The sequence below is a fragment of the Chryseobacterium defluvii genome (assembly GCF_003634775.1).
In the GTDB taxonomy this organism is placed as follows: domain Bacteria; phylum Bacteroidota; class Bacteroidia; order Flavobacteriales; family Weeksellaceae; genus Chryseobacterium; species Chryseobacterium defluvii.
Window position 1 is genome coordinate 385217 of the sequence record NZ_RBXB01000002.1, and the last position, 11557, is coordinate 396773.

10 protein-coding genes and 1 riboswitch are annotated in these 11557 nt (G+C 37.6%); of the genes, 4 read left to right on the forward strand and 6 right to left on the reverse strand.

Annotated elements, in window-relative coordinates; genetic code table 11:
• Positions 1 to 52 precede the first annotated feature (52 nt).
• Positions 53 to 739, forward strand: a complete 687-nt coding sequence (clpP, locus tag BCF58_RS08605; protein ID WP_121461394.1) for an ATP-dependent Clp endopeptidase proteolytic subunit ClpP — start codon at positions 53 to 55, stop codon at positions 737 to 739.
• A gap of 48 nt (positions 740 to 787) precedes the next feature.
• Here clpP and BCF58_RS08610 read toward each other — a convergent pair whose 3' ends face one another.
• From BCF58_RS08610 to BCF58_RS08635, 6 genes are all read right to left on the reverse strand, one after another.
• On the reverse strand, positions 788 to 1897 hold the full coding sequence (locus BCF58_RS08610; RefSeq protein WP_121461395.1) for a T9SS type A sorting domain-containing protein: 1110 nt from the start codon (positions 1895 to 1897) through the stop codon (positions 788 to 790).
• A 105-nt stretch (positions 1898 to 2002) separates the two neighbouring features.
• A riboswitch (cobalamin riboswitch) is annotated at positions 2003 to 2193 on the reverse strand.
• Positions 2194 to 2348: 155 nt separating this feature from the next.
• Positions 2349 to 3107 (reverse strand): triose-phosphate isomerase, encoded by a 759-nt coding sequence (gene tpiA, locus BCF58_RS08615; protein WP_121461396.1) that lies wholly within the window; start codon positions 3105 to 3107, stop codon positions 2349 to 2351.
• Between the two features lie 15 nt (positions 3108 to 3122).
• On the reverse strand, positions 3123 to 5249 hold the full coding sequence (locus BCF58_RS08620) for a S9 family peptidase (protein ID WP_121461397.1): 2127 nt from the start codon (positions 5247 to 5249) through the stop codon (positions 3123 to 3125).
• A 32-nt stretch (positions 5250 to 5281) separates the two neighbouring features.
• A complete protein-coding gene (locus BCF58_RS08625) occupies positions 5282 to 5632 on the reverse strand; it encodes a tellurite resistance TerB family protein (RefSeq protein ID WP_121461398.1) in 351 nt (116 codons plus the stop codon).
• A 131-nt stretch (positions 5633 to 5763) separates the two neighbouring features.
• Positions 5764 to 6879 (reverse strand): BT_3928 family protein, encoded by a 1116-nt coding sequence (locus BCF58_RS08630; RefSeq protein WP_121461399.1) that lies wholly within the window; start codon positions 6877 to 6879, stop codon positions 5764 to 5766.
• A gap of 1 nt (position 6880) precedes the next feature.
• On the reverse strand, positions 6881 to 7447 hold the full coding sequence (locus tag BCF58_RS08635) for a DUF1599 domain-containing protein (RefSeq protein WP_121461400.1): 567 nt from the start codon (positions 7445 to 7447) through the stop codon (positions 6881 to 6883).
• Between the two features lie 199 nt (positions 7448 to 7646).
• Between BCF58_RS08635 and folP the strand changes: the two genes are divergently transcribed.
• From folP to ilvD, 3 genes are all read left to right on the forward strand, one after another.
• Complete coding sequence (gene folP, locus BCF58_RS08640; RefSeq protein ID WP_228434766.1) at positions 7647 to 8483, forward strand: dihydropteroate synthase; 837 nt, start codon at positions 7647 to 7649, stop codon at positions 8481 to 8483.
• Positions 8484 to 8820: 337 nt separating this feature from the next.
• A complete protein-coding gene (locus tag BCF58_RS08645; RefSeq protein ID WP_121461401.1) occupies positions 8821 to 9693 on the forward strand; it encodes a branched-chain amino acid transaminase in 873 nt (290 codons plus the stop codon).
• A 177-nt stretch (positions 9694 to 9870) separates the two neighbouring features.
• A complete protein-coding gene (ilvD, locus tag BCF58_RS08650; protein ID WP_185144830.1) occupies positions 9871 to 11550 on the forward strand; it encodes a dihydroxy-acid dehydratase in 1680 nt (559 codons plus the stop codon).
• Positions 11551 to 11557: the final 7 nt, after the last annotated feature.

An 11557-nucleotide genomic window follows, 5' to 3' on the forward strand; every position in this document is an offset into this window, starting at 1 on the left:
GAATAAAAGTTGTAATTTACATTTCAGAATATTTAAAATAATACACAGAAATATGGACATTAAAAAAGAATTCAGAGATTTCTCTGTGAAGCATTTAGGAAACAACGGTCTGGCTACCGATCAGTATATGGGAATGTACGGCCCTACCAATTTGACTCCGTACATTATGGAAGAAAGAAGATTAAACGTTGCTCAGATGGACGTTTTCTCGCGTTTGATGATGGACAGAATCATTTTCCTGGGAACAGGAATCGATGACCAGGTTGCCAATATCGTAACGGCACAGCTTTTATTCCTGGAAAGTGCGGATCCTTCAAAAGATATCCAGATCTATATCAATTCTCCGGGTGGGAGTGTATATGCAGGATTAGGCATTTATGACACGATGCAGATCATTAAACCGGATGTAGCCACGATCTGTACAGGTATGGCAGCTTCCATGGGAGCTGTATTGCTGGTAGCAGGGGAAAAAGGAAAACGTTCTGCTCTTAAACATTCAAGAGTGATGATCCACCAGCCTTCGGGTGGTGCTCAAGGGGTGGCTTCCGATATGGAGATCAATTTGAGAGAGATGTTGAAGCTTAAAAAAGAGCTTTATGACATTATTGCCCAGCATTCAGGCCAAACTTATGATTGGGTTGAAAAAGCTTCGGACAGAGATTACTGGATGACTTCTGAAGAAGCTAAAGGATATGGAATGGTAGATGAAGTTTTACAGAGATCTGCAGATAAAAAATAATTTCGAAGAGTAAGAAATAAAAAACGCGCCGATAGGCGCGTTTTTGTTTTATTGTTTAATGAATTTGTGAACCGTTGAGGTTTTGTCGGTTTTAATTTCCATGAAATAGATTCCTGAATTTAAAGACTGTACACATATTTTTTTAGATTGTACAGTCAGAACTTTTTGTCCTGAAAGGGCAAAAATATTCACTTCTTTTATATTTTCCACTGTTTCGAGTTGGATATAATCACTGGCAGGATTAGGGTAGATCCTGAAATTGTGTTTATAGATATTGGATGCACTCAAGGTAGAATTTGTTGCTTCAGTAGGAGTGTAGGGAAGCCTTTGTCCGAAGCTCAATCCCAACCAGTCATTATTTCCCAGTTGAATTTGTGATAAGTCTGCATAGTTTTTCCAACCGGACAGATCTTTTCCTTTATACAACTTCCAGGTGTTGGAACCTGAGGTGTTTCCTGTGAGATTATTCAGTGATAGTGTAGAAATCTGGTTATTCCCTGAAGTATAATTAAAATAAGGAGCTTGTGTCTTGATCAGCTGTAGAGCCTGTTCAGCAGTCATACTTCCATTATACTGAATTCCGAAAACAAAAGAATCCGTATTGGCTCCAAAATCAATGACCACTAAGCTTTTATTGCTTCCTGTTCCTATCCAGTTCACAATTTGGGATGAATTGTACCACGCGGAATTATAAGCAGCAACAGGTATTGAAGGATGTGAAAGTGGCGGAGTAGTGGGTGTAAATCCGTATCCGAAGGAAATTCCATACCATTTTCCATCGACCAGAATATCATTGTTAACCCCATTATTTAGAGTCATAGAGCCTGAACCTGTTCCGGACCAGGTGGACCAATAATCATCCGGGCTTGGAATGTGATGATTATAAGTAAAGCTGTAAAGAAAACCGGAAGGAATATCGACCGTAATTTTTGGTTCTGCTGCTGCAATAGCATTAATCAAGTCCTCCATCGTTAGATCATTGGAGTCAAAGCGGTATCCCCAGGCATAAGAATAAGGGGTGCTGTCATCATTAAAGTCTGCAATAAAATAGGCTTTTTTCGAACCTGTTCCTACCCAGAACTTAATGTCATTTTCAGTAAATTGTGCCCATACAAACTGTATGCAAAGCAACAAGAAAAAAAGATAGATCTTTTTCATGATATAAAAATTTAAAGTTTTGTTCCCGAAACTTACCTGCAGGATAAAATATTCATGAAAAGATCATAAAGGATTGATGATATTTCATAAACTTTTAGTCCCGAAAGTTGAAATGTATTTAAGGCAGGTCTCCTGGCTTGCATCTTATGGTACACCTTCCCAAATCTTTACATTCAGTGGTATTCAGTACAATAAGTAGTTCAGCTTACAGTTGCGGGTACAGCTCAGGATTTGAATGTTCTCACCTGATTCCCTATTAATGAACGATAGGTTCAACCTTAAAACCGCTGCAAAGATATTTAAAATAGATTGATTATTGAATTATCCCTTCCAAAAACGGAGAGTTGGGTGAGGTGATAGTGTATGTGGTTGATATTCAGTGAATAGGTTTCATAAATAAGTTTCGGCGGCATCGAAGATGCCGCCGAAACTTATTTTATTTATTTTAGATTTAATTAAAAGCTTCAATAATCTTGGAGAAGTCCTCTAATTTCAAAGCAGCTCCTCCAATTAAACCACCGTCAATGTCCGGCTGAGAGAAAATTTCTTTGGCATTGTCCGGTTTTACGGAACCTCCGTAAAGAATAGAAACTTCATCAGCAACTTCCTGTCCGTATTTAGCGGCAATAATGCTTCTGATATGAGAATGGATTTCCTGAGCCTGTTCCGGAGTTGCTGTTTCTCCTGTTCCGATAGCCCAAACCGGTTCGTAGGCTATCACCACTTTTTTGATCTCTTCTGCAGAAAGGGTAAACAAAGCTACTTCGGTCTGGTTTTTCACCACTTCAAAATGCTGTCCTGCTTTTCTTTGTTCAAGAGTTTCTCCGTTACAATACACAGGAATTAAACCTTTATCAAGAGCTAATTTGATCTTTCTGTTGCAGTGAGAGTCTGTTTCTCCGTGATATTGTCTTCTTTCAGAGTGACCGATCAATGACCCGTTTACATCAATAGATTCCAGCATATCCGCTGAAATTTCTCCTGTATATGCTCCGCTTTCATGCTCGCTCATATCCTGGGAAAATACACCGATCTCATCTTTTTCATAAATATCTTTTGCCATCATTAAGTATAAAGAAGGCGGTGCGATCCAAACTTCACAGTTGGTAACATTGTTATTTTTATAGCTTAGTAATTGAATCATCAATTGTTGTGCATCAATTACGTTTTTGTTCATTTTCCAGTTTCCTGCAACTATTTTTCTTCTCATAGTCTTATCTAAAAATTATTGATTAATTCCTTCTAATTTAAACATGAATGCATAGACCAAAGCAAGATCCTTCAGGTAATCAAATCTTCCTGAAGCTCCGCCATGGCCGTAATCCATATCTGTTTTTAATAATAGTACATTTTTATCGGTTTTCATATCTCTAAGCTTCGCTACCCATTTGGCAGGCTCAAAATATTGTACCTGAGAATCATGTAAACCTGTTGTCACCAATATATTTGGGTAGCTTTTCTTTTCAATGTTTTCGTACGGAGAGTAAGATTTCATATAAAAATAAGCCTCCTTGTTATTAGGATTTCCCCATTCGTCGTACTCGTTCGTTGTTAACGGAATGCTTTCATCAAGCATAGTGTTCACAACATCTACAAACGGAACCTGTGAAATAACTCCGTTCCATAATCCCGGGCTCATATTCGCAATAGCTCCCATCAATAAACCTCCTGCGCTTCCTCCCTGTGCATATAAATGTTTCGGGGAAGTATATTTTTCTTTCACAAGATATTCTCCGGCATCGATGAAATCTGTGAAAGTGTTTTTCTTTTTCATCATTTTGCCATCTTCATACCATTGTCTTCCCATTTCCTGTCCGCCGCGGATATGAGCGATGGCAAAAGCAAAACCTCTGTCCAGAAGACTTAACCTTGTACTGCTGAAAGTAGCATTCATTGAATTTCCGTAAGAGCCGTAAGCATATAACAAAACCGGACTGTTTCCGTCTTTTTTGAATCCTTTTTTATAGACAATAGAGATAGGAATTTTAGTTCCGTCTTTTGCTGTAGCAAATAACCTTTCGGAGATATAATTCTTTTTATCATATCCGCCCAATACTTCCTGTTGTTTCAGTAATGCTCTTTTTCCAGTCTTTAAATCCTGTTCATACTGAGAACTTGGTGTGATCAAGGAAGTATATCCGAAACGGAAGTTATCAGTGTTATATTCCGGATTTCCGGAAGGGGAAACCGTATAAACCGGCTCATCAAATTTTAAAAATTCTTTTTTACCCGTTTTTCTGTCATAAATAACCAATTGAGAAAGTCCGTTTTGTCTTTCACTGAAAACAAGATAGTTCTTGAATTCACTGATACCTTCCATTAAGACATCTTTTCTATGGGGGATAAAGTCTTTCCAGTTTTCAACACCTGTCTTATCCAAAGGAGTTTCCATCACTTTGAAGTTTAAGGCATCTTTATTGGTGGTAATTAAAAATTTATCTTCTAATGGTGTCACATCATAAAGAACATTTTTCATTCTCGGCTGGAAAACTTTGAATATATCATTAGGTGTATTGGCATCCAGATATCTTACCTCGGAAGAAGTCGTGGCGCTGGAATAAATCATAATGAATTTTTCATTCTTAGATTTTCCGACTCCAATGTAATTGGACTTATCCTTTTCTTCATAAACAACAACATCCTTTGCGGGATCTGTTCCTAAAGTATGTCTTTTAATCTTTTCAGACAGAAGTGTTACAGGATTGTTTTCTGTATAATAGATGGTTTTGTTATCATTGGCCCATGTTGCATCACCACCTGTATTTTTAATTCCCAAATCCGTTGTTTTCCCGGTAGAAAGATCTTTTAAAAACAATTTGTACTGTCTCCTGGAAACATCATCCACACCATAGATAATTTTTGTATTATCGGGACTGATGCTGAATCCTGTTGCAGAATAATAAGAATGTCCTTCTGCAAGCTGATCTACATCCAGAATGATTTCTTCCGGGGCATTAAGGTTTCCTTTTTTTCTGCAATATTTAAAATACTGTTTTCCGGTTTCTGTTCGGGTATAATAATAATATCCGTTCTTGAAAGTAGGCACAGATTCATCCTTTTCCTTGATCCTTGCTTTCATTTCCTGGAAAAGCTTGTCCCTGAAAGGCTCAGTATCTTTCATCATACCCTGCCAGTACATATTTTCTGCTTTCAGATAATCAACCACTTTCGTTGAATCTTTTCCTTTTTTGAAATAATCAATCATCCAGTAATACGGATCATTTACTTTATCTCCGTGTATTTCCCGGACGTGATCCTGTTTCTCGGCAATGGGAGTCTTAAGGTCGGGGAATTTCTGGGACTGTAATGTTGAAACGCTCATGATTAGTAATCCTAAATAATATTTTTTCATAGTCATATTTTGGTTGAAAGGTGATGTGTAATTTATTCCAGATGCCAGATATTCTTTAGCAGTTTGTAGAATGTATGTTCCTCATCCGTTACAACATGGTCTGCTTTGATCAGGGATTTGGCAAACTGAGCAAACTTTTTACGTTCTTCCTCTGTAGAATCATCCTGGAAGCACCGTGCATGGAATTCAAAATGATCTTTCCACTCTTCAGGGCGGAGCAATGCAAGCGTTTCCAGTTCATTATCAAGGTTCATTCTGAATGGAAATTCATCCGCTAAGTATTGTTGGATCAGCATTCCTTCTTCCGGAGCAAATTCTCCGTCTACAGATGAAAGAATCATTAATAAGTGATAGCCGGCGATGGATTTATTAGATTTTTGCATTTAAAGTGTATGTTTAATTTTGATAGTTGATAGTTGATAGTTGATAGTTGATAGTTGATAGTTGATAGTTGATAGTTGAATAGTCTTTGTTTAAAAAAATCACACTTGACCATTCAACATTCACATTTTATTTATTTAATATAATCTTTTGCAGGTTGTTTGTCTACAATCTTTCCATTTTGAAGAATCAGAACAAAAGGATTACTTCTTGCAATGGTTTTGATGGCTGTTCCGTCCATCATCATATTTTTAATGGTTTTGAAAGTATTCGGATCGGTAGATACTCCATAAATAACCACACCTTGCTTTTCGTCTTTTTGTGCGTTAACCTTAGTTTCCACTTTTTGTAGCAATTCCGGGGAAACATCTTTAGGGTGATAAGAGAATACGATAATAGCTTTTGGAGCTTTGATCACTTCGTTGGTCACATCCATTCCGGTCGGGTCTTCAATCTTGAATTTCACAATTTCAGATTTATAGCCTTCTTTTACCAGCTTGGATTCATTTTTTCCTTCTTCAATTTTCCATGGTGATCCTTCTTCCCAATATTTTGTTTCTTTGATGTATTCATCCTGATTCACTTTAATCACTTCCCCTGTTTTCTGATTTTTAAGGGAGTAAAAAGTTTTGTATTCCGAAGGATTCTTGGCAATTTTTTCTTTTTCAGCAGCCAGATCGGTTCCGGTTTTGTAATCACGGAAATCGATGATCGGTTCATGCAAAATTCCCTGAGACATAATGTAGATCATGATAAGAGAGAACAGACCTAATACAATATATTTAGGCTTATCTGAAGATTCTTTTTGGGTATATTCACCTGTTTTGGTGAAGTCTCCTCTGTATAACAAGAACAGAAGGATAAGCCCGGCTAAAAGGACAATATCTTTAATGAAACTTTGCCACGGAGTAAATTTAATAGCGTCTCCGAAACATCCGCAATCCGTTACTACATTGTAATAAGCAGAATAGAAGGTAAGAAATCCGAAGAATATACAAAGGACGATTAATGCCGAAAGTGTGAACTTAAGTTTGATCTTCAATAAAAGCATAAAGCCCAGAAGAAGCTCCAGTACTACAACGACAATCGAAAACAATAAAGCGAATTTTTCTAAAAAAGGCATATTGAAAACAGCAGGAGAGAAGTATTCTTCCATTTTAAAGGAGAAACCTACCAAGTCCACCGCTTTTACAAAGCCGGATAGAATAAAAATAACGGCAATAATGAAACGTAATATACCTTTGATCATATTAAATAGTTTTAGGTTCGAAATTGTTTTCTTTTTCGGAGAATTTGATGAGGCAGAACACTGCGTAATTCAGCATGTCAAAATAATTGGCATCCAAACCTTCTGAAACGATGGTTTTCCCCTGATTGTCTTCAATCTGCTTGGTTCTGAGAACCTTCTGGTAAATGAGATCTGTAATAGAAGAAATTCTCATGTCTCTCCATGCTTCGCCGTAATCATGGTTTTTCTTTTCCATTAAAGCCTTTGCTTCATTGGCAAAACGGTCATAAAGGCTTAAAATTTCCTCTTTATTTTCGTTGAAATCATTGGAATACCCTTTTTCAAGCTGAATAAGACCGATGATAGAATAGTTGATAATGGCAATAAACTCATCTTCTTCACTCTCATCCACCATTTTTTTATCGGTCATCTGCAAAGTGCGGATCCTATTGACTTTAATGTAAATCTGATCTGTAATGGAACTTGGTCTTAAGACTCTCCACGCTGCTCCGTAATCCTGTAATTTTTTACTGAAAAGATCACGGCACTGACTGATAATTTGCTGGAACTGTACTGAAGTTTTTAACATAAATTCTCTTAATCTTCCAAAGATACAAAATAGCTTGCAGAGTTGTGAGTTATGAGTTAAAAGTTATAAGTTTGTTGTAACTGTTAATTGCCGGGATTACTCATATATAGTTGTTTTGTAGATGTAGATTTTACGGCTTAGATTTGTAAAAAGTTATTACTCATAACTCATAACTTTTAACTCATAACTTATAACTGAGATGAATCATTCATTGAACTGTAACGGAAGATTGGTCGATTTGAGCTCTCCGAAAATTATGGGGATTTTAAATCTTACCCCGGATTCTTTTTCCGACGGTGGAAAGTTTAATAATGAAAAAGATGCTTTGAAGCATGCTGAAAAACTTCTTTCAGAAGGAGCCGAAATTATTGATGTCGGTCCGCAATCCACACGTCCGAATGCTGAATTCCTGAGTAGTGAAGAAGAAATACGAAGGATAGGAGCTGCTATTTCACAGATCAAAAAAGAATTCCCGGAAGCATTGATTTCTTTAGATACATTTTATGCGGAAACGGTACGATTCGGATTTAATGAGGGAATTGATATGGTGAATGATATTTCAGGGGGACAATTTGATGATCAAATGTTTGATACGGTAGCGGAAACAAAACTTCCTTATATTCTGATGCATATAAATCCTTCCTATGAAACAATGCATGACAAGATTAAATACGAAGATATAACCTTGGAAATCAACCAGTATTTTTCTGAGAAAACGAATGTATTATTGCAAAAAGGGATGAAGGATATTATTCTTGATCCTGGTTTCGGATTTGGTAAAACGGTGGAAGATCAGATGAAAATGATAGATGAGGCAGAATATCTTGGATTTCAAAAATTTCCTTTGTTAATAGGAATTTCCAGGAAATCATTTATCTATAAACCACTTGGGAAATCTCCATTGGACATCAATGAGGAAACACAGAAACTTCATATGAAAGTTTTACAGCGGGGAGCCAGGATTCTGAGGGTACACGATGTAGCGGAAAGTGCGGCAGTTATTAAACAATTTTGCGAAAAAAATAAAAAATACTAAAAAAACTTGTATGGTATTTAAAAATTATTACATTTGCAATATGAATTTTACGAATCAAAAAAATATTCTTGTCATTTCTAATAGCATTGTTGTCATTAACAACAATAAGGAAGCGGCATTGTAAAATATTTTAATTTAAATTATATAAGCCGTTTCATATTGAAGCGGCTTTTTTATTTCAAAAATTATGTATCAGTTATTAACAGTAATTATTATCGTCATTATTATTCCCTTACATTGGTGAGAAGGATAGAGTATGACTGTACATATTTGAGCCCTCTCACATCATGAGAGGGCTTTTTTATTCCCCTTTTGTTAATTTTTAAACCCCTATATAATGTATTACAACAGCAAAACGATCGTGTATTTTGACGGAAACTTTCTCAGGGCCGAAGAAGCAGGAATAGACCTTTACGGACAGTCACTGCATTATGGGTACTCTGTTTTTGAAGGTATAAAATCTTATAATACCGATCGCGGAACCAGAATTTTTAAGGCAGAAGAACATTATGAAAGACTGAAAAGATCGGCAGAACTGATGCATATTCCGTTTGATTATAAGGTCAGTGAATTAACGGCGCTTACGTATGAGCTTTTGGAAAAAAATGGTTTCAGCGATGCTTATATCCGTCCATTGATAACCTGTTCTCCCAATATGTCTCTTTCAAAAGGACAAAAATCCTATCTCTCTCTGCTTGCTTGGGAATGGGGCAACGGTTATCTCGCAAATAACTTGAAGATTATGACCTCACGCTTTCAACGCCCAAATCCGAATGCTTTTAAAGTAGAAGCTAAAGTGGGCGGGCATTATGTCAATTCTATTCTTGCCTGTCAGGATGCCAAAGACAAAGGCTATGACGAAGCCCTGTTGCTTGATGAATACGGAAATGTTGCTGAAGGTTCCGGGGCCAATATATTCTATGAAAAGGACGGAACATTATTTACGCCTGCAAAAGGAAGCATATTGCCGGGAATTACAAGACAGACCGTGTTTGAAATATGCAGTGAACTTACTATTCCTGTTAAAGAAACCCTATTTAAACCTGAAGAAATGAAAGGAGCTGATGCCGCTTTTTTCTGTGGCACAGCAGCCGAAATTGTAGCGTTGGATTCTTTGGATGATGTTCCTTTCACTAAAAACTGGAAAGATACTGTAAGCAGCAAGGTACAGCACACTTATCAGAAACTGGTAAGAGGTTTGTCGTTGTAAATTTTAATAAATTAAATAGTTGATTATCAGATTAATAAATATGTTTTTCAAACAATTGAATATTGTAATTTTCATAAAATTGGAAATGAGAACAATATTACAAGCTGTAGTTTTGAATCAGAATTAAAGAATTTTTGACACCAGACTGGAAAATAAAAACAGCAAATGCAGGATTATATGCTAAATAAATATTCAAAAACATTCACACAAAACAGCGAACAGCCCGCTGCAAAAGCAATGCTTTACGGGATAGGCTTTACAGAAGAAGATATGCACAAGGCACAGATCGGTATTGCCAGCATGGGTTACGACGGAAATACCTGCAATATGCACCTTAACGACCTGGCAAAAGTCGTAAAAAAGGGAACCTGGGATCACGGTCTTGCAGGGTTGATATTCAATACGATAGGAGTAAGCGATGGGATGAGCAACGGTACAGACGGTATGCGGTATTCGCTGGTAAGCCGGGATGTAATTGCAGATAGTATCGAAGCCATCTGCGGAGCACAATACTATGACGGAATCATTGCACTACCGGGTTGTGATAAAAATATGCCGGGAACCATCATTGCGATGGGAAGACTGGACAGACCTTCCATCATGGTGTATGGAGGAACGATAGCTCCCGGATGCTATAAAAATGAGTCCCTTAATATCGTTTCGGCCTTTGAAGCTTTAGGGAAAAAAATTACCGGAGAAATTTCAGAAGAAGATTTCAATGGGATTATCAAAAATTCATGTCCGGGAGCAGGAGCATGTGGAGGAATGTACACGGCCAACACCATGTCCTCAGCCATAGAGGCGTTAGGAATGAGCCTCCCGTATTCATCTTCCAATCCTGCGCTAAGTAAAGAAAAGCAAGATGAGTGTCTGGAAGCAGGAAAGTATATTAAAATACTACTCGAGAAAGACATCAAGCCATCAGATATCATGACCCGTAAGGCTTTTGAAAATGCGCTTCGTCTGATCATCATTCTTGGAGGAAGCACCAATGCTGTTCTTCATTTTATAGCCATGGCGAAAAGCGTTGGTGTTTCTATAACTCAGGATGATTTCCAGAAAATGAGTGACTGCACTCCGGTATTGGCAGATCTTAAACCAAGCGGAAAATACCTTATGCAGGACCTTCATGAGCATGGAGGAACACCTGCTGTTATGAAATATTTATTAGACGAAGGATTGTTGCATGGTGACTGTTTAACGGTTACCGGAAAAACCATCGCTGAAAATCTTGAAAATGTTCCTAACCTTGATTTTACAAAACAAAAAATCATCAGACCTCTATCTAACCCCATTAAAGAAACAGGTCATCTGAGAATATTATATGGCAACCTGGCCGAAAAGGGAAGCGTAGCTAAGATCACCGGGAAAGAAGGGGAAAAATTTTCAGGGAAAGCCAGAGTATTTGACGGCGAAAAAGATCTGATCAAAGGAATTGAAAATGGTAGAGTTCAGCACGGAGACGTCATTGTCATCCGGCATGAAGGTCCTAAAGGAGCACCGGGAATGCCGGAAATGCTGAAGCCGACCAGCGCTCTGATCGGAGCAGGACTGGGTGGAAGTGTAGCCTTAATTACTGACGGAAGATTCAGTGGCGGGACTCATGGCTTTGTGGTAGGACATATTACTCCCGAAGCTTACGAAGGTGGTCTGATTGCTTTTGTGAAAGACAATGACCTTATTGAAATTGACGCCGTAAACAACACCATACAGCTAAAGGTTTCCAAAGAAGAAATTGAACAGCGGAAAAAAGGATGGCAAAAACCCGAACTTAAAGTAAAAAAAGGACTGCTGTACAAATATGCACTCACCGTATCATCAGCCGCCGAAGGCTGTGTAACAGACGAACTTATTTAATAAAAAT